The organism is Streptomyces diastatochromogenes (assembly GCF_002242805.1).
GTDB lineage: Bacteria > Actinomycetota > Actinomycetes > Streptomycetales > Streptomycetaceae > Streptomyces > Streptomyces diastatochromogenes.
The window spans coordinates 100888-124983 of record NZ_MCGQ01000041.1 but is presented as its reverse complement, the minus strand read 5'-3'; the positions used below and the strand labels follow the sequence as shown (position 1 = coordinate 124983).

The following is a 24096-nucleotide window of genomic DNA, read 5'->3' as shown; positions in this document are numbered from 1 at the left end:
ACGGACCGCACGGCCCTCGGAAACACACTGCATACGGATGCGGCTGCTCGACGCCGTGGACGAGGACCGGCGCGATGTCGAGGTGCTGCTGACCGCGCTCCAGCAGGCGGTGGCCGAGGTGCACGGCCTGGGCGGCATGGTGCATCTCCCGGGCGGTGGCATGAGCGGCATCCTCTACCTGGTCGCCGACAGTGGCCTGCCGGAGTCGATGACCCGGCCCTGGCTGATCATCCCGGCACGGGGCACGGCGCCGCCGAGCAGGGCCGTCCGCAACGACACCATCACCTGGCGGCCCGACCTGGCCCCGCCCGACCCGGTGCCCGGCCGGGACCCCGCCGCCCTGTGGCCTTCCCGACTCCCCGCCGGCATCGGTCACCTGGCCGTCCCCGTTCCGGGCGGTGGCCGGCGACGCGGCGCGCTCTCCGTCCTCTTCGCCCCGGGCGACGAGCCCGGTGCGGCGGAGTGCGCCTTTCTGAACGAGGTGGCGGCCTGGATGTCCGGAAGGCTCGGGCCGTCCGGGATCCTCAATCCGTCCCCCACCCTGCTGCGCGCCCTGGAGAACGGGACAGGACCGCGGGAGGCCGCCCCTCCGTGGGACGTGGAAGGGGTGCCCTCCGTCAGCTACACCTGGGACCTGCGCACCGGCGAGCTGACCTCCGACCGGCCCGTCGAGGAGGTGCTGGCCGGCATCGATCCGGAGGTGATGAGCGGTGGCATCGAGGCGTGGGCGGCGCTGATCCACCCGGACGACCTGCCGGGGGCGGTAGCCGGCTTCGACACGGGCATCCAGCTCCGCGGCGGCTTCCAGAACGAGTACCGGGTCCGGCGCCAGGACGGCACATACCTCTGGATCGAGGCCCGTGCCCGGACGATCACGGACGAAGACGGGGCGCCGGTGGAGGTGATCGGTACCCTCCGGGACAGCAGCGAAACGCACGCCGCCGCCGAGTCGGTGGGGCGGGCGCTGCGCCACATGAGCGACGGCTTCGTGTCCCTGGACACGGACTGGCGCATCGAATTCCTCAATCAGGCCGCCGAGCGGCTTCTCGGCGCCGCGGGAGATGTGGCCGGAGCCCTGCTCTGGAACATCCCCGCGGTACGTGCCGTGCCGGGGCTGGAGGAACGGTGCCGGGCGACGGCGGCCGAGGGCCGGCCGGCCGGATTCGACGTACCGGGGCCGGACGGGACGTCCTGGTACCACCTGCGGCTGGTGCCGGTGCCGGAAGGCCTCACGCTCTACATCACCGACACCACCGAGCGGCATCTGCGGGAGGCCGAGCGGGCCGCCGCGGAGCGGGCGTCCGCGGAGCGGGCGGCCCTGGTGCAGCGGATCACGCGGGAGCTGGCCGAGGCTGTCACGGCCCAGGATGTGATGGCGGCGGTGGCCGACGGCGTGATGACACCCCTCGGAGCCACCGGACTCATCATGCTCGGCGTCGTCGGCGACCGGCTGACCGTGGTCGGCTCCCGGGGATATGCGGAGCGCTTCACCCGACTGCTGGACGGGCACTGGTCGGTGCGGGACACCACGAACCCGGTGGGAGACGCCCTGCACACCCGCACCCCCCTCTGTATCTCCTCCCCGGAGGAATTCCTGAAGGGCTACCCGGGGACCGAGACCCTGGTCCGGGAGAGCGACAAGCAGGCGTGGGCCTTTCTGCCGCTGGCGGTGTCGGGGCGCGAGATCGGCGCGGCGGTGATCTCCTTCGGACGACCGCGGGTACTGGACGACGACGAACGAACGCTGCTGACCGCGCTCAGCGGACTGATCGCGCAGGCCCTGGAGCGAGCCGGGCTCTACGACGAGGCGACGACCCGCGCCCGCACCCTCCAGCGCAGCCTGCTGCCCCAGGCACTGCCCAAGCTGCCCGAGGTGACGACAGCGGCGCGCTACCAGGCGGCCAAACAGGGAGCCGACGTCGGCGGCGACTGGTACGACGTGATCCCCCTCTCCGCGGCCCGGGTGGCGCTCGTGATCGGCGACGTCATGGGCCACGGCATGGCCGAGGCCGCCACCATGGGCAGGCTCCGCACGGCCGTCCGCACCCTCTCGGAGCTGGAGCTGCCGCCCGACGAAATCCTCGGCCACCTCAACGACATCGTCGGCGAGCTGGGCAACGACGCCTTCGCAACCTGCCTCTACGGCATCTACGACCCGGTGAGCCGGTGTCTGTCGTACGCCAGCGCCGGTCAGCCACCCCCGGCGGTGGCCCACCCCGACGGCACCGTCACCTTCCTGCCCATGACCCCGGACCCGCCACTGGGAGTGGCCGCTCCGCCCTTCGAAACTCTCGAGATCCCCCTGCCCGCCGGCAGCCTGCTCGCCCTCTACAGCGACGGCCTGGTGGAGAGCAAGGACAGGGATATCACCACCGGCATGAACCACCTGGCCGAACTCCTCTTCCAGTCCGTGAACGCCATGCCGACCTCACCGGCGGACGCGTCCGACCTGGACGCCCTCTGCGCCATCCTCACCTCCGCTCTCCTCCCCGCCCACGGCGCGCTGGTGGACGACGCCGCCCTGCTGCTGGCCCGCACCCACCCGCTGGACGCGGAGAACGTCGCCGAGTGGCCGTTGCCTGAGGACCCGGTGGCGGCGGGCCGGGCCCGTGAGTTGGTCCGTACCCAGCTCACCGACTGGCACCTGGCCGACGAGGACCTGATCATGACCACCGAACTCCTGGTCAGCGAGCTGGTCGGAAACGTCATCCGGCACGCCTGCGGCCCCATCCGGCTGCGCATGCTCCGCAGCCGCGCACTGATCTGCGAGGTCTCCGACGCCAGCCTGACCACGCCGCACATCCGCCACACCTCCGCCACCGACGAGGGCGGCCGCGGCCTGCAGCTCATCTCCGCACTCTGCCAGCGCTGGGGCACCCGCCACACCCGCACCGGCAAGTCCATCTGGACCGAACAGCCCCTCCCCATTGCCTCAGTTTGAGACGCTCAGTCGAGGGTCGCGAGGTGGTCGGCGGTGCCCCCGTGCCACTCGATCATGAAAAGGGTGGCGTCGTCGGTGGTGCGCCCGCCCCGTTCGCTCTTCAGCGTGTGGGAGAGTCGGCGCAGATCCGCCCGCACACCGCCGGCCGGCTCTTCCCCCAGGCGGTTGACGCACCGGATGAGGCGTTCCTCGCCGAACGTCTCCCCGCCGGCGACATGCTCCTCGATGATGCCATCGGTGTAGCAGAGCACCCGGTCGCCTCGCTGGAGCACGTGCTCCCTGACTCGGGGCAGTTCACCGCCGAAGCCGATGGGCAGCGTCGTCGCGCTCTCCAGCTGCTGCACGACTCGGCCGTCGCGGATCAGCAGCGGCGCGGGGTGGCCCGCGTTGACCAGCTCCATCTCACCGGTGGCGATGTTCAGGTGCATCAGCTGCGCCGTGACGAAGTGGTCGGGCCCGAACTGCCGGGAAATGGCATCGTCCATGAACGCGTACTTCTCGTCCAGGCTGATGAAGACGCGCCGGGCATGCCGGTAGGCGCCGATGGCCACGGTCGCCATCGTGGCGGCGTCCAAGCCGTGGCCCATGGCGTCGATGACGGCCATGTGCAGGATGTTGCCGTTGAGGGCGTAATCGAAGCTGTCGCCGGCGACGCGGTAGACGGGCTCCAGGGCGCCGGCCACCTCGACCTGAGGCACGGACATCGTCAGCGGCGGCAGCAGGCTCCACTGGATCTCCGCGGCCACGCTCATCGGCTCCCGGCGCCGGGCCTGGAAGAACTGGTCGGTATAGGCGTTCTTGGTGATCAGCATGTCGGCGACCAGGCTGGCGAGCCTGCGCAGCAGGCGCCGGTCGTCGTCGCCGAGCGCGTCCAGGGTGAGGGCCATCACGCCCACCTGATCGCTGCCGTCCAGCAGCGGCAGGTATATCCGGACGCCGCCGCGGGCCTGCGGTACCTCGACGATGTCCCCGCGCAGGAAGGCCCGCCCGGCGGGGGAGTCGGCTACCGGCTCTGGCTGGGCCACGTGCAGTTTCCTGCCCGGCAGCGGCACCAGCAGCTCCTGCGCGTAGTCCTGGAGCAGGACGGAGACGTCACGACCGCCGATCCTGGCCACCCCGTCCGCGACCAGCGGGGCGATCATCTGGGGCGGCAGCAGCCGCGCTCTGTCCAGCAGCAGGCCGAGCAGCCGCTCGCCGAAATCCTCCGATCGGCCCATGCTCTCCGTGCCCATGGCCCGGTTCGCCACCCACCTTCCGCGTTTCAGGACTCCTTGCCCGGGGAGCGCCCGCTCCAGGGGATGATCAAGCTCCCTGCTCGATGTGCAGATGGATCGGACCGCGGAGAACGGGGCTGCGCCGGTACGGCGGCGGGTCGGCGACCAGCCGGGGTCGGTCGAGGCGGCGTACCAGCTCGTTCAGCGCGATCTGGGTCTCCCGCCGGGCCATGGGGCCGCCGAAGCACAGGTGGATGCCGCTGCCGAAGCCGAGGTGCTGGTTGTCACGCCGATCGGGGTCGAAGCGGTCGGGCTCGGGGAAGCGGTTCGGATCGCGGCTGCCCGAGGCCAGCATGAGCAGGATCCGCGCGCCCTTGGGGATGACCGTGTCCGCGACGGTGATGTCGCTGTACGCCGCCCGCCACGGAATGATGTGCACGGGAGGCTCGTAGCGCAGCAGTTCCTCGACCAGCGGGACGACCAGGCCCGGTTCGTCGCGCAGTCGCCGCAGCACCTGCGGGTGGCGCAGCAGGGTCAGCATGCCGTTGGTGATGAGGTTGACCGTGGTCTCGTGGCCGGCGATCAGCAGCAGGTTGGCGGTGGCGACGATCTCGTCGTCGGTCATCCGCCCGTCCGGCCCGTCATCGTTGGCCAGCCGTGACAGCAGGTCGTCACCCGGCCGGCCGTGGCGTTGCTCCACCAGCCCGCCGAGGTACTCGCGCAAGTCCTGGGAGGCCTGCTGGCCGTTCGTCAGTTTCTCCTTCGGGTCGGTCTTGGGGTTGTAGTCGATCGACTCGATGATGTCGTTCACCCACAGGTGGAACCTCGGTTCGTCCTCGCGTGGCACGCCGAGCAGGTGGCAGATCACGGTGACGGGGAACGGGTAGGCGAAGTCGTCGACGATGTCGACCCGCTCCTTGCCCGCGAAGTCGTCGATGAGGCTGCCGACGGTGGCGGTCAGGTCGGGTTCCAGGCCGGCCACCAGCCCCGGGGTGTGCGGGGGGCCGAAGTGACGCATCGCCATGCGCCGCAGGCGGTCGTGCTCGGGCGGGTCGAGGTTGATGAACGCCGGCGTGCCGGATCTCTCGAACGCCTCCATGGGATGCGACAGATTGCGGACGTCGGAACTCAGGTGCGGGTTGTGCAGGATGTCCGCGAGCTCGCGGTAGGTGCTGATGACGTAGCTGCCGTCCTCCTGCAGAGCCACCGGCGTCTCGCGCAGCTCGGCGTACAGCGGGTACGGGTCGGCCCGGGAGGAGTAGTCGAGGATCCGGAGCAGCGTGTCGGGCTTCTGGGTCGTGGTCATCTCGCGCTCCCTCCTACCGGTGGTGCTGGTGAGCGGCCGTGACCCGCCGTTCACCCGGGTCATGTCCAGTGACGACCACGGTGGCGCCCTGGGCGAGCAGGGTGGGGCCGGGGAAGTCGACGGGCACCGGCTTCACGTCGACAGGCTGGTCGGGCGTGGGACAGGGCGGCGGGAAGGGTGCGGCCGTCTCGATCAACGTCCGGTAGTGGTCCAGCCACTTCGCGTTGTTGAAGCTCACCGCCGCGGTGACGCGGCCCCGATAGCCGTACGCGGCGACGAAGCGGCGGTCGGACACCGACCCCTGGCTGACGATCACCTCGTCGGCGAAGGTCGGCACGCCGACGGACTTGATGTTGACGCCGAACTGGATCGACCAGAACACCGGGATGGACAGGTGGGGCCAGCGGTCCGCCTGTCCACTGACCATGTTGTGCGCCGCGACCTCGGCCTGCTCCACGGCGTTGGCCCAGTGCTCCAGCGAGATGAGCCGGTACTCGTAGATCGGGTTCGGGCAGCGTGCCACGTCTCCGGCGACGAAGACGTCGTCGGTGATCAGGCCGTCGAGGGTGAGGGCGCGGCAGCCCGTGTCGCAGGCGATTCCCCAGACACCCGCCGCCAGGCCCGAGTCCCGCAGCCACTCGGTGTTGCGGATGCCTCCGAGTGCCACCACCGCCACGTCGGCGTCGATCGTGGTGCCGTCGTCGAAGTGAGCACGGCGGAAGTGCCCCTGCGCGTCGCCTTCCAGCCGGGTGACCTTGACACCGCAGCGCAGGTCGACGCCGTGAGCGCGCTGCATGTCCGACGCGATCTCACCGATCATGGCACCGAGCGCTCCGACCAGCGGAGCCGGGGCGAGTTCGGCGACGGTCACGGGGATGTCCCGCTCCCGGCAGATGGAGGCGATCTCGGAGCCGGTGAATCCCGCTCCGATGACCAGGACGCGGGAGGGCCCGGCGGCAAGGGCTCGCTGCAGGCCCTCGGCGTGCTCGCGCGTACGGACGACGAACACCCCGTCCAGGGCCGCCTCGCTCTCGACGAACCAGGGCCGGGCCCGCACCCCGGTGGCGATCAGCACCCGGTCGAAGGGAATCTCGCGTCCGTCGGCGAGCCGCACGTGGTCGGTCGCCAGGTCGAGCCCGCTGGCGGGCACGCCCAGCAACCACTCCGCATTGATGTCACGACGCCGCGGCAGCTTGGTGCCGTCGGCCGGCACCCACCCGGTCAGTACCTGCTTGGACAGGGGAGGCCGGTCGTAGGGCTCGCCCAACTCGTCACCGATCATGGTCAACGATCCGGTGAAACCCTCGTCGCGCAGCGCCTCCGCGGCCCGCAGTCCCGCCAGTGACGCCCCGACGATCACGATGCGGCCATCGCGCTTGAACGCACGCAGGTTGTCGGCGCTGGTCATGACTTCGACGCCTCCACCGGTACGTCCCGTCCCTCCAGCTGGTCGACCAGAATCGCTTGGACCGGGCAGGCCGCCGCGGCGCGCAGCACCTGGTCGCGCCGAGCGTCGTCGGGGTTCGGGTCGTACATCAGTGCTTCCTCGCCGTGCATCCGGAATGCGTCCGGAGCCAGGAACGCGCACTGCGCGTACCCCTCGCATCGGGAAAGGTCCACGACAATTCTCATCCCGGCCTCCACAGGGACTGCGAGCTGCGGACCCAACAGGCTTCGAGAGAAGGGATTCGGCCGTTGCCCACCCTCGGAAAACGCGAGGGGCTGCACCGTGCTCGTCGGGTCTCGACAGAAAGAAATGAACATCGCGGATAAGGCGATCGGCGCCTGTAAAACCGCCAAGAGAACCTGACCTTGTCGCCAAAAAGCCTATACCGCACGCACATCACCCGCACCCGAGACACCAAGGCACCCCTGAGCACCATTCACTCGCGCGCCGCGTGCCCATGCGGCAAGGGCCGTGTGCTGTCGATGATTCTTTTTGGACGTGGCTGGAGTTCTTTCGATATGCCGGAGGCACGCATGGGCGAAGTGCTGGGTGATGTGCTGGGCTTGGCGGCCGGTGTCGCCGTCAGTCCTCTTCCGATCATCGCCATCATCATCGTGCTGGCAACGCCTCGGGGGCGTGTGAACGGATTGGTGTTCGCCACCGGCTGGATGGTGGGTCTGTCGGCGTTGGGCGCGGTGATGCTCGTCATCGGCGGCCAGGGGAGTGCCGACTCCCACGGGCAGCCGGCCGACTGGGTGGGGGCTCTCAAGATCGTGTTGGGGGTGGCACTGGTTCTTCTCGCTGTGCGGCTGTGGCGTCATCGCCCTGCCGACGCCACGCAGGCGAAGTTGCCGCAATGGATGGCTGCGCTCGACCGCTTCACGCCGGTGAAGATCTTCCTTCTTGCCCTCCTGCTGTCGGCCGGGAACCTGAAGAACGCCCCGCTGACCATTGCGGCGGCAGCGTCCATCAGCTCGTCGGGACTGCCCGTGGGGGAGCAGATCGCCGCGCTGGCCGTCTTCGTCGTCGTCGCTTCCGTCGGGCTGCTGACTCCGCTCGGGGTCTTCCTGGTCATGGGCGAGCGGGCGAAGAACATGCTGGGCAACTGGAAGGAATGGGCGGCACGGCACAACATCGCCGTCATGGCGGTTCTGTTCTTCGTGTTCGGGCTGAAGCTGCTGGGGGACGGCATCGGCGTGGTGAGTTCCTGACCGTGCCGGCCGTGATCGGTTCAGCCGCCGGCGCCCGGGCCGTAGAGCGCGGCGATGTCCTCGGACCTCGCCCACCGGCTGTAGGTGGGCGACTGAGGCCAGCCCTCGGGCGAGTCCTGCCATTCCTCCTGCCGCCCGTACGGGAGGACATCGATCAGCGCGAAGGAGTGACTGAGCTGCTCGGTACCCCGGCCGTCCGTGTGCCAGGTGCGGTAGACGGTGCCGCCGTCGCGCAGGAACACGTTGACCGCGAATCCTCCGCCGGGCGGTGCGCCGACGTCGGCCCCGAACGAGCTGTCGGCCGTCGAGTACCACGCCATCCGGTTGCCGACCCGCTGCTTGTAGGCGAGCGCCTCTTCGATCGGGCCCTGGGTGACGATGACGAATCGCGCGTCGTAGTTGTCCAGGAACTCCAGGCGGGTGTACTGCGAGGTGAACCCCGTGCAGCCCGGGCACTGCCATTCCTGGCCGGCGAACCACATGTGGTGGTAGACGATGAGTTGCCTCCTGCCTTCGAAGATGTCCGCCAGCCGAACGGGGCCGTCCTCGCCCTCGAGGACGTAGTCGGGCATCTCGACCATCGGCAGGCGACGACGCTCGGCGGCGATGGCGTCAAGCTCCCGCGTCGCGGCCTTTTCCCGGGCGCGCAGTGTGTCGAGCCGGCGCTCCCAGGTTGCGGCGTCGACGACGGGCGGTAGTGCGTGGCTGGTCATGGTCCCCTCACAGAGCTGGTGCGCGGCTTTCGCTTCCGCAGAGGCAGACCCCACCGACCTCCGGAACTCATCGGTCGCCTGTCACCCCATTACTACGGCACCGATCTGGTCGACTACTTCCACCACGAGTTCGGTCCGCCCGTGCGCAGACCACCGGACAAGCACGCGGCCCGCTGTTGCGGAGGGGCGCGGCCCCGCGTTGCAATCAAGTGTGAGGCACTTTGGCGGCGCCGAGTCCGCCGGCCCCGCTCCCGGGACGGGGGTCGGCCGGAAGGGGCTCAAGAAGAACGCCCTGGGCTTGTTCTCCTCGGTGGCCATGGGCCTGGCCTCCACCGGCCCGGCCTACAGCCTCGCCGCCACACTGGGCATCATCGTGGCCGGGATCGGACTGCAGGCCCCGATCGTCACCATGCTGGCCTTCATCCCGATGCTGCTGGTCGCGTACGCCTTCCGGGAGCTGAACGCGAGCAACGCCGACTGCGGGACCACCTTCACCTGGGCCACCCGCGCTTTCGGACCGCGCACCGGCTGGATGGGCGGGTGGGGTCTCATCGTCGCGAACATCGTCGCCATGGTGAACCTCGCCGAGATCGCCGGTGTCTACAGCTTCCGCCTGGTGGGCCTGGACGAACTGGGAGAGAACCGGCTGTGGACCACCGTGGCCGGCATCGTCTGGCTCGCCGTGCTGACCACGGTCTGCTACGTCGGCATCGAGGTCTCGGCGGCCGTCCAGCGCTGGCTGCTGTGCCTGGAAGTGCTGATGCTGATCGTGTTCGCCGTGGCCGCGCTGGTCAGGGTCTACACCAGCCCTCCCGCGACGGCGATCCACGTGTCCGCCTCCTGGTTCAACCCCTTCGAGGTGTCCTCGGCGAAGGCCCTGACCTCGGGCGTCCTCGCGGGCGTCTTCATCTACTGGGGATGGGACACCGCCTTCTCGGTCAACGAGGAGACCGTCGACAGCACGCGCATCCCCGGGCGCGCCGCGGTCATGTCCGTCGTGCTGCTCCTGATCACGTACGGGCTGGTGTCCACGTCGGCGCAGGCGTTCGCGGGAGTCGGCACCTCGGGCATCGGGCTCGGCAACCCGGGCAACTCGGACGATGTGTTCTCCGGCCTCGGCGACGCCGTGTTCGGGAGCAACGACATGGGGCTGGCCCTGTCGAGACTGCTCATCCTGATGGTGCTGACCTCGGCGCTGGCCTCCGCCCAGACCACCATCCTGCCCCTGGCCAGGACCGTCTTCTCCATGGCGGTCCACAAGGCCGTCCCCGCCCGGTTCGCCCGGATCCACCGCAGGTTTCTCACCCCGACCTGGGGGACCATCGGGATGGGAGCGGCCTCGATCGCCCTGTTGGTCCTGCTGACGTCGTTCAGCCAGAACATCGTGGCCGACTCGATCGACTCGGTCGGGCTCGCGATCGCGTTCCAGTACGGACTGACCGGCTTCGCCTGCCTCTGGTACCACCGCAAGAACCTCACTCGCAGCGCCAGGGACCTGGTCTTCAAAGGCGTGTTCCCGGGGCTCGGCGGGCTGATCATGCTCCTGCTGTTCGTCTACGCCACCTTCGTCGTCTACGCGAACCCCGAGTACGGCACGACCAGCGTCGACCTGCCGCTGATCGGACCGACCGGCGGGGTCACCGTCCTGGGGCTTGGCGCCCTGCTGATCGGTCTCCTGCTGATGCCGGTGGTCACCCGTGGCCACGCGGTGGCCCTCAGACTCCAGCGGAACCTGCTTCCGCGCCGTCTGCCGTCGCACGCCGCCGTCGACTCGGCGAGCCGCTATCTGCCCGCCGACAACGGGTCCGGGGTGGGCGGCGACTGGTACGACGTCATCCCCCTGTCGGGCACCCGGGTCGGCCTGGTCGTCGGGGACGTGCGCGGGCACGGCCTGCGCGCCGCGGCGACCATGGGGCAGCTGCGCACGGGGGTACGCGTCCTGGCCCGGCTGGACCTGGCCCCGGACGAGCTGCTGTCGCGCCTGGACGACCTGGTCGAGCAGAGCGCGCACGAGGGCGGGACCGGAGCCGGTCCGGGCCAACCGAGGCCGGGGCTGGGCGTGTCCTGCCTGTACGCGGTGTACGACCCCGTCTCCGGGAAGTGCAGACTGGCACGGGCCGGGGACTCGGTGCTGACGGTCGTCGTACCGCACAGGGGCGTCGTCGACTGCCCCGAGCTGCCGCCCGGACCGCCGCTGGGAATCGGCGGCCCGCCCTACCAGAGCACGGACCTGGAGCTTCCCCCGGGCAGTCTCATCGCCCTCTTCACCGGCGGCCTCCTCCAGACGGCCGACAGCGGTGAGGCCGGACTCGCCCAGCTGTCCCAGGTACTCGCCGGCGACCGCACGTCCCTGGAAGAGCTGTGCGACAGCGTGGTGGCCACCCTGCTCCCCGGGGCGGTGGACGTGGACGCCACCCTGCTCGTGGCCCGCACCCGCCTGCTCGACCGGAACCAGTTCGCCCAGTGGGCACTGGCCCCGGACCCGGCGGCGGTGGCCACCATCCGCTCCGCCGTCGGCAAGCAACTCGGCGACTGGGGACTGGACGACCTGGCGTTCACCACCGAGCTGATCGTCAGCGAACTGGCCACCAACGCCATCCGCTACGCCGGCGGCGGCCCGATCCAGGTACGCCTGATCCGCGACCGGACCCTGATCTGCGAGGTCTCCGACACCGGCCACACCACGCCCAACCTGCGGCACGCGGCGAGCGACGACGAGGGCGGCCGGGGCCTGTTCATCATCGCCCAGATGACCCACCACTGGGGCACGCGCTACACCCCGACCGGCAAGACGATCTGGACCGAGCAGGACCTGCAGCCGGGGGAGGGCCCGTAGCACCTCCCGCGCACCTTCACTGATCCGGGCAGCGCAACCACCCGTGGAGGGTGAGCCCGGCCGCACCGATCGGGTCGACTCTGTCGGGAGGGCCAGGCTGGAAGGCGGGCGGACGATGGCCGACGACACAGCCGAACGCATAGCGAAGTTCATCAGGCCGCTGCGGGTCGAGCCCGGCGCCAAGGTGCGTCTGGTGGAGGACTTCGATCCCGGCTACAAGGCGGGCATCCGGAAGAAGAAGGAGGGTGTCGAGCTGCTCCGCACCGGTGTCGAGCTGCTCGCCGACTACCAGCGGCGGCTGGCGGCGCAGGACACCTACGGAGTGCTCGTGTGCCTGCAGGCGCTGGACGCCGGCGGCAAGGACGGGACGATCCGCCACGTGATGAGCGGGATCAATCCGCAGGGTGTGCGGGTGCACAGCTTCAAGGTGCCCTCGGCCGAGGAACTCGGGCACGACTATCTGTGGCGCTACGCCGTCCGGCTGCCGGGGCGCGGCGAGATCGGCATCTTCAACCGGTCCCACTACGAAGAGGTCCTGGTCGTACGGGTGCACCCGGAGAACCTCGACCGGCAGCGGCTGCCGGACTCGACGCGCGGCCCGGACGTGTGGGACCGGCGCTACCGGGAGATCAACGACTGGGAGCGCTACCTGAACGACAACGGGTTCAGGATCGTGAAGCTGTTCCTGAACCTGTCGAAGGAGGAGCAGCGCATCCGCTTCCTCAAGCGCATCGACGTTCCCGAGCGCAACTGGAAGTTCTCGCCCGCCGACGTCCGGGAGCGGGCCCGCTGGGACGACTACCAGCGCGCGTTCTCGCAGATGCTCTCCGCCACCAGCACGGAATGGGCGCCCTGGTACGTCGTACCGGCCGACCACAAGTGGTTCGCGCGCGTCTGCGCGGCCGCGGTGCTGGCGCACACCCTGATCGACATCGATCCCCAGTACCCGCAGGTCAGCGACGAGACCCGGCGCGGGCTGGCCGACGTCAGGCGGGAGCTGGAGCGTGAGGCACCCAAGGGTGCCGAGGCCGACCCGTACGCCGCCTCGATCGCCGAAGAGAAGTCCGGCAACGGGAAGTCCGGCAAGAAGCGCAAGCACTCCGGCGGGAACGGCTGACGGGAACGGCTGACGGGAACGGCTGAGAGGAGGCGCGCGCCATGACCGCGCAGACGGATGCCCCGCACGAGGGGGCGACGGACGACCGGGCCTGGTACGCGCGTCCCGCGGCGGAGGTCGCCGCCGCGTTCGAGGTGGATCCGGCCGTGGGGCTGTCCCCGGCGAGGGCGGCGGAGCTGCTGCGGGCGAACGGTCCGAACGCGCTGCCGGAGGAGAAACCCCTGCCGGGCTGGCGCCGCTACCTGGCCCAGTACCGCAGCTACATGCAGCTGGTCCTGGTCGCCGCAGCCGTGGTGTCGTTCCTGATCGCGGAGTGGAGCACGGGCATCCTCCTGGTCGTGCTGACGGTCCTCAACGCGGTTGTCGGCATGCGGCAGGAGGGCAAGGCCGAGAGCGCCATGAACGCGCTCAAGTCGATGCTGAAGGCCACCGCCCGGGTGCGCCGGGGCGGGGCGGAGACCGAGATTCCGGCCGAGGAGGTCGTCGTCGGTGACGTCGTGCTCCTCGCCGCCGGGGACGAGGTCCCGGCCGACGGCCGGATCATCACGGCCAGCGCCCTGCAGATCGACGAGTCGGCACTGACCGGCGAGAGCGTGCCCGCCGTCAAGGACGCGACGACCCTGGCCGACGGCGACCTGGGCCCCGGGGACCGGACGAACATGGCGTTCATGAACACGCCGGTCACGCACGGCAGCGCGACGGTGATCGTCACGGCCACTGGCGTCGGCACCGAACTCGGCCGCATCTCCGGGATGCTGTCGGCGACACCCCGCGAGGCCTCCCCCCTGGACCAGGAACTCAACCGGCTCACCCTGTGGATCACGGGGGCGGCCGGACTGACGATGATCGTGATGTTCGTCCTGGGGCGCGGCCGCGGCGAGGCGTGGGACGCGTTGTTCGTGAGCGCGGTCTCTCTGGCCATCGCCGCCATTCCGGAGGCCCTGCCCACGGTGACCCAGACCATCCTGTCGATCGGCGGGGTCGACCTGGCCCGGCGCGAGGCGATCGTGAAGGACCTGCCGTCGGTGGAGTCGCTGGGGTTCACCTCGGCGATCAACTCCGACAAGACCGGCACGCTCACCATGAACCAGATGACCGTCGTGGAGGTGATCGATCCCGGCGACCGCTACACCGTCTCCGGCACCGGCTACCACCTGGAGGGCCAGGTCCAGCACGCCGTCGGCAGCACGCCCGGCATCGAGGACGCGATCCTGCCCTACCTGGTCGCCAGCGACGCCAAGCTCGTGGACGGCAACGTGGTCGGCGACCCCACCGAGGGCGCCCTGCTGGTGCTCGGCCACAAGGCCGGGCTGGACATCGACGCCACCAGGGAGCGGCTGCCCCGGCTGGCCACGCTGCCGTTCGACCCCTCGTACAAGCTGATGGCCACCTTCCACTCGGCCACGGACGCGGCCGGCCGGCCGGTCGTGCGGTGCTTCGTGAAGGGGGCGGCGCCCGCGGTCATGGACCGGGCCGCCACCGCGCTGCGCGACGGTACGGCCGTCCCCTGGGACACGGAGCTGCGTGAGCGGGCCCAGACCCATGTCGAGCGCATGGGCGGCGAGGGGCTGCGGGTGATGGCCGCCGCGCGCCGCGACCTCGACCCCGCCGCCTTCGATCCGGACGGCGACCTGCTCGCCCACGTCACCGACCTGCAGATGACGAGCCTGGTCGGCATGGTCGATCCGCCGCGTGCCGAGTCGCGGGCCGCCGTGGCCGACGCGCAGGCCGCGCACATCCGGGTGCGGATGGTGACCGGGGACGACGTCGTCACGGGTGCCGCCATCGCCCGGCAGCTGGGCATCGAGGGCGAGGCGCTCCTCGGCGCCGACTTCGCCGCGCTGCCGGAGAGCGAGCGGCTCGCCCGGATCGACGACATCGGGGTGGTCGGCCGCGTCGCCCCCGAACACAAGGTGTTGCTGGCCGACACGCTCAAGAAGAAGGGCCACGTGGTGGCCATGACCGGGGACGGCGTCAACGACGCCCCGGCCATCAAGGCGGCCGACATCGGCATCGCCATGGGCTCCGGCACGGAGGTCGCCAAGAACGCCGGGCGCATGGTGCTGGCCGACGACAACTTCGCGACGATCGTCTTCGCCGTCGAGCAGGGCCGCAAGATCTACGACAACCTCACCAAGTACATCCGCTTCGTCCTCGTCCTCCTCGTGGTGTTCGTCCTGACCTTCCTCGGCGCGACCCTGTTCAACATCGCGGCGGGCGAACCCTTCACCCCGCCCCAGGTGCTGTGGATCCACTTCTTCGTCAACGCGGCCTTCGGCTTCGCGCTCGGCTTCGACCGGCAGAGCCCCGGACTCATGGAGCGCCGGCCGCGTCCGCGCGGTGAACCGGTGCTGACCAGGGGCGTGATGATCACGGTCGGGCTCTCCGGGCTGGCGATCACCATCGGCCTGCTCGCCCTGATCAAGCTCGGCGAGTCGCACTACGGCAGCACCGCCGTCGGCCAGTCCATCGCGTTCACGTCCTTCGCGCTCTGCCTGATCGTGGCCGCGCTCGAATGCCGCAGCGAGACGGCGACCGTCCTGACCGCCGACAGCTTCGACAGCAAGCAGATGAACTGGGCGATGCTCGTGGAGTTCGTCCTCGCGGTGCTGGTCACGCAGCTGGACGGGTTCCGGCGGCTGCTGGGCACGACACAGATCAACGTGCGGCAGTTCGGCTGGGCGCTGGTGCCGGCGCTGGTTCTGCTCGGCCTGTGGGAGCTGGGCAAGCTTGTCGCCAGGCGGGCCGCGAGGACGTGAAAGGCCGTGGACGGCGACGGGACGGGGAAGGCCGTAGATGGCGACAGGACGTGAGAGGCCGTAGATGGCGACCCGGCACGCCACCCAGCGGGTACTGTCCGGGCTGCGCGCCGTCCCCGGCGTCCGCGCCGTGTCGTCGTACCGGCGCGAGTGGCTGGCCAAGGACCTGGTCGCCGGAGTCGTCCTGACGACGCTGCTGGTGCCGCAGGGCATGGCGTACGCCGAACTCGCGGGCCTGCCGCCGATCACCGGCCTGTACACGTCGATCCTGTGCCTGCTGGGCTACGCGGTGTGCGGACCGTCCCGGATCCTGGTGCTGGGACCGGACTCCTCGCTCGGGCCGATGATCGCCGCCACCGTGCTCCCGCTGGCCGGGGCGGGCGGTAACCCCGACCGGGCCGTCGCCCTGGCCTCGATGCTCGCCCTGATGGTCGCGCTGGTGATGATCCTGGCCCGGGTGGCGCGGCTCGGCTTCGTCGCCGACCTGATCTCCAGGCCCACGATGATCGGCTACATGAACGGGCTGGCCCTGACCATCCTGATCGGCCAGCTGCCCAAGCTGCTCGGCTTCAAGGTCGAGGCGGACACCCTGATCGGGGAGTGCGTCGGCCTCGTCGAGAAGCTGGCCGCCGGGGCGGTCGTGCCGGCCGCGGCCGCGGTGGGGATCGGCGGGGTCGTGCTGCTGCTGGTGCTGCAGCGCCGGCTGCCGAAGGTGCCCGCGGTGCTGGTGATGGTGGTGCTGGCGATCGGCGCCGCCGCCGTGTTCGAGCTGGACGAGCACGGGGTCGGCCTGGTCGGGGTGCTGCCGAAGGGCTTCCCGCCGTTCACCGTCCCCGACGTCCGGCTCGACGACCTCGGTCCGCTGTCCGCGGGCGCCCTGGGCATCGCCGTGGTCTCCCTGGCCGACACCATCTCCAACGCGTCGGCCTTCGCGGCCCGCACCGGGCAGGAGGTCCGGGGCAACCAGGAGATGGCCGGGATCGGCGCGGCCAACCTGGCGGCGGGCTTCTTCCAGGGCTTCCCGGTGAGCACGAGCGGCTCGCGCACGGCGGTGGCGGAGCGGGCCGGCGCGAGGACCCAGCTGACCGGGGTCGTCGGCGCGGCCCTGATCGTCCTCATGCTCGTGCTGGTCCCGGGGCTGTTCCGGAACCTGCCCCAGCCCGCCCTGGCCGCCGTGGTGATCGTCGCGTCCCTGTCCCTCGCCGACGTCCCGGGGACCGTACGGCTGTGGCGGCAGCGCCGCGTCGAGTTCCTGCTGTCGATCACGGCCTTCCTCGGCGTCGCGTTCCTCGGCGTGCTGCCCGGCATCGCGATCGCGGTCGCGCTGTCCGTCCTGAACGTCTTCCGCCGCGCCTGGTGGCCGTACGACACCGTGCTGGGCCGGGTGCCGGGACTGGAGGGCTACCACGACATCCGCTCCTACCCCGGCGCACAGCGGCTGCCCGGTCTGGTGATCTACCGGTTCGACGCCCCGCTCTTCTTCGCCAACGCCAGGACCTTCCGCGACCAGGTCCGCCGGCTCGCCCGGGGAGACCCGCCGCCGAGCTGGATCGTGGTCGCGGCCGAGCCGATGACCGACGTGGACACCACCGCCGCCGACGTCCTGGAGGGCCTCGACGAGGACCTCAACGCCGCCCACGTCCATCTGGTGTTCGCCGAGCTGAAGGACCCGGTGCGGCGGAAGATCGAACGGTACGGGCTCACCCGCACCATCGACCCGGACCACTTCTTCCCCACGGTCGAGGCCGCCGTCGCCGCCTATCGCCTGCGCACCGGCGCGCAGTGGACCACCGGCGCCGGGTGACGTCACCTCCCCAGCGCGAGCCGTGCCACCCTCGGCCAGTCGGCCGCCGGTCTGGCGACGGGCGAACCGGGACGGTGGCGCGGCACGCGGACCCGCAGGGTGCCGGGGACGATCCGGCACACGACGGGTACGGGCAGCATGACGTGCTCCCCGTCGATCCCGGCCGGGACGGTCGCCGCGTCCGTCTCCACGACCACCTCCCGCGCCGTCAGCCGTCGCAGCCCCGGCGCGCCCGGACCGCGTACCAGCTGGGCCGCCTGCGCGGTGCCGCCGACGTGCACGCACAGCACGCCGAGCCGCCCGGAGTCCAGGCAGACCCTGCGCCCCGGACGGTCGACGTCGAGGGCACGCCGGTAGGGGTTGTTGCTGACGAGCAGCGCCTGCAGGCCCTCGGCCCGCGTCCGGCCGGCCCGCATCCGCAGGCTGGGGGCCCTGTCGCCGGTGAGGAGATCGGGCAGCTCCCGCAGGGTGGTGCGGACCTTCTGGTCCCGGTAGGCGGGATCGGCCACCACGGCCGCGTACGTGCCGAAGGAGACGTTGTTGACGAACACCCGGTCGGCGGCGAACCCGAGGTCGACCCGGAACTCGTCACCGTCGGTCAGCGCCTCCAGGGCGGCCGCCGGATCGTCCCGGTCCAGGCCGAGGTCCAGGGCGAAGTGGTTGCGCGTGCCGGCCGGAATCACGATGAAGGGCAGGCCGTGCCGGGCCGCGACCTCGGCGACCAGGGCCTGCGTGCCGTCCCCGCCGGCCACCCCCAGCAGGTCGGCGCCCTCCGCCACCGCGCGCCGGGCCAGCTCCGCCACGTCCTGGTGCCGTGCCGGGTCCAGCAGGACGACCCCGGCGCCCGCCGCCCGTGCCCGCTCCGCCAGGTGGAAGCGGGCCACCTTGCCGCCGCCGGAGTTCGGGTTCATCAGGATCCACGGCCGGCGCGGCGGCTGAACGGGGCCCCGGGCACGGCGGCGCCCGGAATCCGCGCCCGCAGGGGTCAGGGCGATCCGAGCGGCCACGACCGCGAGCACCCACAGGCCCAGCGACACGCAAGCAGGCCACAACAGGTCGTGCACGGCATACAGCGCGAGGACCGCCAGCGGCGCGGCCACCGACACCAGCGTCCCCACGGCCCGGACGACTCCGGTGTGCGCGAGGGCCCACCACACCCCGACCGCGGTGAGCACCAGCCCCGCCACCCCGACCAGCACCCACAGCACACTCTTCAGCCCGGCGACGACAAGCGGAACCGCCACGCTGCCCAGCAGGGCGAGCAGCGCCGAACGGGCCCACAGGACGGGAGCCCGGCTGGAAGCCGATCTCACTGCGCCAGCTTGGGCACGGCAGGCGCGGGCCGGCTTCACCCGAGGCGGGTGAACGGAACCGTCAGGTCAGCAGTGGATCCGTAGGCGTACCAGCAGCGTGTCGGGAGGCAGGTCGTCGAGGTAGGAGTCCATGTCCAGGGTGTAGTCGTAGGCCCAGGCCCCTTCCAGGGTGAGCAGGTGGTCCGCGGTCACCGCGTCCGTCCGCGCCCGCATGGCCCCGAAGTCGAGCAACCTCCGAGGACCCCCGTCACACAACCCGGGAACCCACTCGCGGACCTCGCCACGGAACTTCTCCGTGTCCCGGATCAACCGTGGATCGTCCTCGTGCCCGGGGACCACCATGAACTCCGAACCCGGGCACCCGATCCGCCAGTGGTCCCATTCACCCTGGTAGGGCTTGTGCGTTCCGTTCATGTCGTACGGCGCGAGCGCGGCGGCGACGGCAGCACGCAGATCCGGCCCGGCGTCCGGCGGCAGACAGACGGTGAGCAGCTCGTTCGCCATGAATCCCCCGGGTCTTCCGATCGGTGAAGGGCGATGGTGCCATGTGAGGGCCGACGGAGGCATTTCGTTTCCGGCATGTGCGGGACGGCACATGCCGGATAAAGTCGTCCGGTTACGACCGGTTGTGGGGGCGGCCGGAGTTCGGTCGGCGATGCCGACGTCCTGGGGAGGGCATACAGCGGATGAGTCGTCGCTCTGCTGGTTTGGTGGGGGTCTGGGCCGAGGTGCAGCGGCAGCAGCAGCGTCAGAGAGAGGCCGAGGCCCGGCAGCGCAGGGAGCAGGAACGGCAGGCGCGGGCCCACCAGCGGCAACTCGCCCAGAACCAACGTGAGTACCGGCAGGCGGAGGCGGGGCGGCGCACGGCGGAGCTGGACGACCGGGTGGCGTCCCTGCAGGGGCTGCTGGCCGCCGGGTGCCGCGCCCCGGCCTTCCGGGCGGCGGCGCTGCTGCGCACCGAGGAGGTCCAGGCGTTCGACCCGGGGCCCCTCGCCTGGCCGGTGCGCATGCCGGATCCGGCGCAGTACCAGCCGCAGGGTGGCTGGACCGCCGGCCGGCGCGCGCAGGCCGAGGCCGAGGCCCGGGCCCGGTTCGAGCACGACTGGTATGCCGCCCAGGCCGCCGAGGCGCAGCGACAGCAGCAACTCGCCGCCCACCGGCACGAGTACGAGCAGCGGACCGGCGCCCACCTGTCGGAGGTACGGCGGCACAACGCCGGGGTCACCGAGCTGACCGAGGGTGTCAGGAGCGGCGACCCCGAGGCGGTGGTCGAGTACTTCTCGGCCGTCCTGTACGCCGCCACGACCTGGCCGGAGGGGTTTCCGCGGCAGGTCTCCGCGGCCTACGACCCGGCGGCCCGGCAGCTGGTGCTGGACTGGGAGCTGCCCGGCTACGGCGTCGTCCCCGAGGCGAAGTCGGTGCGGTACATGCCCACGCTGGACCAGGACAAGGAGACCCCGCGTCCCGTGGGGCAGCGCCGTGCGCTGTACCGGGAGGTGCTGGCGCAGAGCGTGCTGCTGGCCGTCCACCAGCTGTTCGCGGCGGACGAGTCCGGGGCGCTGGAGTCCGTCGCGCTGAACGGGGTCGTGGACGACCACGATCCGGCGACGGGACGGCAGGCGCTCATCTGCCTGGCCACCGTCATGGCTCCGCGGGGCATGTTCACCGGTCTGCACCTGGAGCAGGTGGACCCGGTCAGCTGTCTGACCGAGGCCCTGCGGGGGCAGCTCTCGGCCCGGCCGGACCAGCTCGCCGCGGTCCGGCCGAGCCGCCGGCCCGAGGACGTCCGGGACCGTCCGGTCACCCGCGGGGGCGACGAGGAACCGGATCTGTACGACATGGATCCGATCGCCTTCGAGTCCCTGGTCGCCGACCTGTTCCGGGCCATGGGCATGGAGGCGGTGACGACCGAGCGCTCGAACGACGGCGGGGTGGACGTCGACGCGGTGGATCCGACTCCGATCCGCGGCGGCAAGATCGTCGTACAGGTGAAGCGCTACCGCAACACGGTGCCGCCCACGGCGGTGCGCGACCTGTACGGGACGGTGCAGGACGTCGGAGCGAACAAGGGGGTGCTGGTCACGACGTCGGGCTTCGGACCCGGCTCGCGCACCTTCGCCCAGGGCAAGCCCCTTGAGCTGATCTCCGGCACCGAACTAGTCGACCTGCTGCACCGGCACGGGCTCCGCGGCCGCCTGGGGGAGCGGGGCCGGCCCGCCGCGAGGCCCGAGCCGGCGGCACGCGAGGACTACAACGTGCTGGGGATGTCCTGGTCCGGTGACGTGGCGCTGGACGTCTGCGCGCTGGTCTGCACGGGCAGCCGGGTGCTGAGCGACGAGCACTTCGTCTTCTTCAACAACCCGGCCACGCCCGACGGTTCGGTGCGCACGGTGGCGGCCGTGCCGCCCGACCGGGCCGCCCTGAGGGTGGCCTTCGACGCGCTGCCGGATCGCGCGGACCGGCTGGTGCTGGTGGCCGCGATCGATCCGGAGGCCGCCCCGCACGCCGATCTGTCCGGGTTCACCGGTGCCGGCATCCGGTTGCTGGACTCCGCGATGACGGAGCTGGGCCGGCTGGACGTCTCGGACGGCAGGCCCCACGAAACCGCCCTGGTGCTCGGCTCCTTCCGGCGCCGGGCCGGCGGCGACTGGGACTTCGTCGTCGGCGGCCGGGGATACCCGGGCGGTCTGGCACAGCTCGTGCGCGATCACGGCATCGACGTCGAGTAGGCCGCGACGGGAAAGGCCCGCCGGAGAACTCCGGCGGGCCGCTTCGCTGACGTCGGCTCAGTGGGCCGGGGCGTACTTCGGGTTGGGGCCGTACTGGTTCGGCTCCGACTTGCCCTCGGTGGCGAGGAAGACGATCAGGATGATCGAGCCCACCAGCGGGATGAGGGCGATGAGGATCCACCAGCCGGACCGGCCGGTGTCGTGCAGCCGGCGGACCGCGACACCGAGGCCCGGGAGCAGGACGGCCAGCGTGTAGATGAGGCTGAGGACGTTCGAGCCGATGGCGCGGTCGACGACCGTCAGCACGATGCTGATGATCAGGTTGAACAGGAAGAACATCCAGTATTCCTGCCGCCGCGCACGGCCGCTGAACACCGCGTACTTCTTGAGTACGTCCACATACCAGTGCATTTGCCTCGTCCCCCCTGGGAATCGTGTGCTTGGTCACCCATGGAATCAGTCAGGCTGACCGGAAACCATGTTTTTGGCGTGCGCGGGTCAATGTGTTACCCGGCCGCTGCCGTTCGGTGATCCGGCCTCGTCGGCAGCGGCCGGGCGGGTGTCCGGCCGGCCGAGGACAGGCTGTCAGGCGCCGACGAGTGCTCTCGACCCCGCCGCGGCGCCCAGGCGCAGCTTGGCCCGGGCGAAGTCCCTGTTCGCGAGGACCCGTTCGCGGTGGGCGTCGGGCACCTTTCCGCTGTCGAGCAGCTTCTCGCAGCACTCCAGGCTCTCGCGGTACTCGCCCAGCCAGTACGACGCCACCGCCAGCTCGTCCAGCGCCCGCCACTCGTACCAGTGGTGCTCCACGAACAGGGTGTCAGCCGGCTGCGGGATGTCCACCGCGCGCCGCGCGAACAGGTAGGCGAGCGGCCAGCGCTCTCCGTGCACCCGGGACAGGTAGGCCAGCTCGGCGAGCGGTTCGGCGCGGGTGGGCCGGTACTCGTGCGCGTCCAGGAAACGGGCGGTCACCTCGGGCATCCGGCGCTTGAGCAGCACCGCCATACGGGCGGCGTAGAGCCGGGCGCAGAACGCCTCCTCGCCGAAGCCGCCCATCACAGCCCGCCGGTCGTAGGCGGCGAGCGCCTTCGCGGGTTCGCCGGCGTCGCGCCAGCTCTGGGCGAGGTAGAAGACGTACCGGGTGTTCTCCGGCTCCTTGGCGAGCCCGTCCTTGAGGATCGCGGCGTCGCGCAGGTACTTCTTGCGCTGGCTGCCCTGCAGACGCCCGCCGCCGCCCATGATGACCATGTGCGCGCCGGCGAAGGTCGCCCGGCTGAAGGACGTGTCGCACTCCAGGTACTCGTGCAGGACACCGACGTACCGCCACGGGAGGCGGGTCGACACCAGCGTCGGGCGCCAGTGGACGACGGTGTTGTGGCGGATCTCGAAGTCGTAGCAGTCATGGGTCAGTTCCGGCATTGTGAAGCCCGGGACGGTCTCCATCGCGTCGTCGGCGTCGATGAACAGGAGATAGTCCGCGCGCTCCCGTGCCAGCCCGATCGCCTCGGTGCGGCTCACGTCGAAGCCCTTCCAGGGGCTCTCGTGCAGCTCCCCGGGCAGGTCGGCGAGGGTTTCGCGGATGACGTCCTGGGTGCCGTCGGTCGAGCCGGTGTCGAGGATCACCCAGGTGTCGATGAGAGGGCGCACGGATTCGAGGCAGCGCCGGATCACATGCGCCTCATTCTTGACGATCATGTTGAGGCAGACCGTTTTCATGGCGTTTTCTTTTCTGTGATTCAGGCGTCTGTGATTCAGGCGTCGGCTCTGTGATTCAGACGTCGACCCGGCGTGCGATCACTTCCATGCAGATGCGGTAGCGCTCGCTGATGGTGTAGTGGACGGGCTCGAAGCCGTGTTCGGTCAGGAGCGCGTACAGACGCCGGCGACTGAAGTTGTGGAAATGCTCGAGTTCGCCCCAGTAGGGGTTGGCGTCGACGGCGTCCAGCAGTCGCCAGGCGGCGCAGTCGTAGTTGGGCATCGACGCGAAGAGCATGCCGTCCGGCCGCAGCAGACGATGCGCGGCGGCCAGGCCCGCGCGCGGATACGGCATGTGCTCGAGTACGTCGGCCATGCTGATCACCGCGAAACGTCCGGGCTCGTCGAGGTCCGTGACATCCACGCAGCGCGCCTCGAAGCCAAGGTGTCGCAGACCCTCGACGCTCGAAGGCCGGAGATCGAGACCCATCGGTTCAAACCCCCATTCCTCGGCGGTGAACAGGAGCGAGCCGTTCCCGAATCCGACGTCGAGCCAGGCCCCTGCCTCCACGTAATGGGAGACGCGCTCGACGATGCGCGCCGAGACGGCGCGGCTCTGTTCGAACCCCGCGCCCGGTTGCTGGTGCCCGTTGGTCGAGGAGAAGATCACCGCCGCCGCGTCGGACGTGAAGTAGCCGTCGGTGAAGACGTGTTCGCAGTCGGGGCAGCGCATCCAGGTCATCGTCGGATCGACGACCGGCCGATAGAGCGGGTGGCGCGAGCAGTCCCCGATCCGCAGCGTGGACAGGCCACGGCTGGAGCAGAGAGGACAGGCGTCGTACGGCAGGCGCCCCTTGAGCGGGACACGCGTGGCCGCGGCACCTGACGTGCCGGCCACGACTGCGGAGTCGGCGGTCATGCGCGCAAGCTACTCGTCGCTCCGGTCGCCCTCGCCGATGTCGGAGGGCGCAGCGGGCCCGTTCCCACGGTCGGCCCATGCGCGAGGGGTGTCCG

General features: G+C 70.7%; 17 protein-coding genes. 7 read left to right on the top strand and 10 right to left on the bottom strand.

The features are described 5' to 3' along the window. The first annotated feature begins 37 nt into the window (after positions 1-37). Positions 38-2941 carry a SpoIIE family protein phosphatase gene (locus BEK98_RS37240; protein WP_244202133.1) on the top strand — a complete coding sequence of 968 codons (2904 nt, stop codon included), beginning with the start codon at positions 38-40 and terminating at the stop codon, positions 2939-2941. Between the two features lie 5 nt (positions 2942-2946). On the opposite strand, the gene BEK98_RS37235 is transcribed toward BEK98_RS37240, so the two are convergent. From BEK98_RS37235 to BEK98_RS37220, 4 genes are all read right to left on the bottom strand, one after another. After that, positions 2947-4158 carry a PP2C family protein-serine/threonine phosphatase gene (locus tag BEK98_RS37235; protein ID WP_244202132.1) on the bottom strand — a complete coding sequence of 404 codons (1212 nt, stop codon included), beginning with the start codon at positions 4156-4158 and terminating at the stop codon, positions 2947-2949. An 85-nt stretch (positions 4159-4243) separates the two neighbouring features. Next, positions 4244-5461 (bottom strand): cytochrome P450, encoded by a 1218-nt coding sequence (locus tag BEK98_RS37230; RefSeq protein ID WP_094221182.1) that lies wholly within the window; start codon positions 5459-5461, stop codon positions 4244-4246. A 13-nt stretch (positions 5462-5474) separates the two neighbouring features. Then, a complete protein-coding gene (locus BEK98_RS37225; RefSeq protein ID WP_094221181.1) occupies positions 5475-6869 on the bottom strand; it encodes an NAD(P)/FAD-dependent oxidoreductase in 1395 nt (464 codons plus the stop codon). Beyond that, the gene (locus tag BEK98_RS37220; protein WP_094221180.1) at positions 6866-7093 is read right to left on the bottom strand and encodes a ferredoxin; all 228 of its coding nucleotides are present in this window, start codon (positions 7091-7093) and stop codon (positions 6866-6868) included. Before BEK98_RS37220 ends, BEK98_RS37225 begins: the two co-directional genes overlap by 4 nt. Positions 7094-7441: 348 nt before the next feature. Between BEK98_RS37220 and BEK98_RS37215 the strand changes: the two genes are divergently transcribed. Beyond that, the gene (locus BEK98_RS37215) at positions 7442-8119 is read left to right on the top strand and encodes a GAP family protein (RefSeq protein WP_094221267.1); all 678 of its coding nucleotides are present in this window, start codon (positions 7442-7444) and stop codon (positions 8117-8119) included. 20 nt (positions 8120-8139) lie between these two features. On the opposite strand, the gene BEK98_RS37210 is transcribed toward BEK98_RS37215, so the two are convergent. Further along, positions 8140-8832 (bottom strand): DUF899 domain-containing protein, encoded by a 693-nt coding sequence (locus BEK98_RS37210; protein ID WP_094221179.1) that lies wholly within the window; start codon positions 8830-8832, stop codon positions 8140-8142. 211 nt (positions 8833-9043) lie between these two features. Between BEK98_RS37210 and BEK98_RS50320 the strand changes: the two genes are divergently transcribed. The 4 genes from BEK98_RS50320 (at position 9044) to BEK98_RS37190 (ending at position 17348) form a co-directional block, all read left to right on the top strand. Continuing rightward, positions 9044-11668, top strand: a complete 2625-nt coding sequence (locus BEK98_RS50320; protein ID WP_244202131.1) for an amino acid permease — start codon at positions 9044-9046, stop codon at positions 11666-11668. A 115-nt stretch (positions 11669-11783) separates the two neighbouring features. Then, positions 11784-12785 (top strand): polyphosphate kinase 2 family protein, encoded by a 1002-nt coding sequence (locus BEK98_RS37200; RefSeq protein ID WP_094221178.1) that lies wholly within the window; start codon positions 11784-11786, stop codon positions 12783-12785. A 41-nt stretch (positions 12786-12826) separates the two neighbouring features. After that, positions 12827-15544 carry a cation-translocating P-type ATPase gene (locus BEK98_RS37195; protein ID WP_094221177.1) on the top strand — a complete coding sequence of 906 codons (2718 nt, stop codon included), beginning with the start codon at positions 12827-12829 and terminating at the stop codon, positions 15542-15544. A 64-nt stretch (positions 15545-15608) separates the two neighbouring features. Next, a complete protein-coding gene (locus tag BEK98_RS37190; protein ID WP_094221176.1) occupies positions 15609-17348 on the top strand; it encodes a SulP family inorganic anion transporter in 1740 nt (579 codons plus the stop codon). A 2-nt stretch (positions 17349-17350) separates the two neighbouring features. Here the strand turns inward: BEK98_RS37190 and BEK98_RS37185 are convergent, their stop codons facing one another. Both BEK98_RS37185 and BEK98_RS37180 read right to left on the bottom strand, forming a co-directional pair. Next, positions 17351-18661, bottom strand: a complete 1311-nt coding sequence (locus tag BEK98_RS37185; protein ID WP_094221175.1) for a diacylglycerol/lipid kinase family protein — start codon at positions 18659-18661, stop codon at positions 17351-17353. Positions 18662-18727: 66 nt separating this feature from the next. Beyond that, a complete protein-coding gene (locus tag BEK98_RS37180; protein WP_094221174.1) occupies positions 18728-19165 on the bottom strand; it encodes a hypothetical protein in 438 nt (145 codons plus the stop codon). 182 nt (positions 19166-19347) lie between these two features. On the opposite strand from BEK98_RS37180, the gene BEK98_RS37175 reads away from it, so the two are divergent. After that, complete coding sequence (locus BEK98_RS37175) at positions 19348-21390, top strand: restriction endonuclease (RefSeq protein ID WP_094221173.1); 2043 nt, start codon at positions 19348-19350, stop codon at positions 21388-21390. Positions 21391-21447: 57 nt separating this feature from the next. Here the strand turns inward: BEK98_RS37175 and BEK98_RS37170 are convergent, their stop codons facing one another. From BEK98_RS37170 to BEK98_RS37160, 3 genes are all read right to left on the bottom strand, one after another. Further along, entirely contained in the window at positions 21448-21801 is a 354-nt protein-coding gene (locus BEK98_RS37170) for a DUF805 domain-containing protein (protein WP_094221172.1), read from the bottom strand. A 174-nt stretch (positions 21802-21975) separates the two neighbouring features. Beyond that, positions 21976-23103 (bottom strand): tetratricopeptide repeat-containing glycosyltransferase, encoded by a 1128-nt coding sequence (locus tag BEK98_RS37165; protein WP_094221171.1) that lies wholly within the window; start codon positions 23101-23103, stop codon positions 21976-21978. A gap of 55 nt (positions 23104-23158) precedes the next feature. Next, positions 23159-24001, bottom strand: a complete 843-nt coding sequence (locus tag BEK98_RS37160) for a class I SAM-dependent methyltransferase (protein ID WP_094221170.1) — start codon at positions 23999-24001, stop codon at positions 23159-23161. Positions 24002-24096: the final 95 nt, after the last annotated feature.

Excerpts from the sequence above, each read along its gene's own strand:
- BEK98_RS37225 (WP_094221181.1), bottom strand. The coding sequence starts at position 6,869 with ATGACCAGCGCCGACAACCTGCGTGCGTTCAAGCGCGATGGCCGCATC.
- BEK98_RS37210 (WP_094221179.1), bottom strand. The coding sequence starts at position 8,832 with ATGACCAGCCACGCACTACCGCCCGTCGTCGACGCCGCAACCTGGGAG.
- BEK98_RS37160 (WP_094221170.1), bottom strand. The coding sequence starts at position 24,001 with ATGACCGCCGACTCCGCAGTCGTGGCCGGCACGTCAGGTGCCGCGGCC.
- BEK98_RS37180 (WP_094221174.1), bottom strand. The coding sequence starts at position 19,165 with ATGGCGAACGAGCTGCTCACCGTCTGTCTGCCGCCGGACGCCGGGCCG.
- BEK98_RS37190 (WP_094221176.1), top strand. The coding sequence starts at position 15,609 with ATGGCGACCCGGCACGCCACCCAGCGGGTACTGTCCGGGCTGCGCGCC.
- BEK98_RS37200 (WP_094221178.1), top strand. The coding sequence starts at position 11,784 with ATGGCCGACGACACAGCCGAACGCATAGCGAAGTTCATCAGGCCGCTG.
- BEK98_RS37230 (WP_094221182.1), bottom strand. The coding sequence starts at position 5,461 with ATGACCACGACCCAGAAGCCCGACACGCTGCTCCGGATCCTCGACTAC.
- BEK98_RS37195 (WP_094221177.1), top strand. The coding sequence starts at position 12,827 with ATGACCGCGCAGACGGATGCCCCGCACGAGGGGGCGACGGACGACCGG.
- BEK98_RS37235 (WP_244202132.1), bottom strand. The coding sequence starts at position 4,158 with ATGGGCCGATCGGAGGATTTCGGCGAGCGGCTGCTCGGCCTGCTGCTG.
- BEK98_RS37165 (WP_094221171.1), bottom strand. The coding sequence starts at position 23,103 with ATGAAAACGGTCTGCCTCAACATGATCGTCAAGAATGAGGCGCATGTG.
- BEK98_RS37175 (WP_094221173.1), top strand. The coding sequence starts at position 19,348 with ATGAGTCGTCGCTCTGCTGGTTTGGTGGGGGTCTGGGCCGAGGTGCAG.
- BEK98_RS37170 (WP_094221172.1), bottom strand. The coding sequence starts at position 21,801 with ATGCACTGGTATGTGGACGTACTCAAGAAGTACGCGGTGTTCAGCGGC.
- BEK98_RS37215 (WP_094221267.1), top strand. The coding sequence starts at position 7,442 with ATGGGCGAAGTGCTGGGTGATGTGCTGGGCTTGGCGGCCGGTGTCGCC.
- BEK98_RS37220 (WP_094221180.1), bottom strand. The coding sequence starts at position 7,093 with ATGAGAATTGTCGTGGACCTTTCCCGATGCGAGGGGTACGCGCAGTGC.
- BEK98_RS37240 (WP_244202133.1), top strand. The coding sequence starts at position 38 with ATGCGGCTGCTCGACGCCGTGGACGAGGACCGGCGCGATGTCGAGGTG.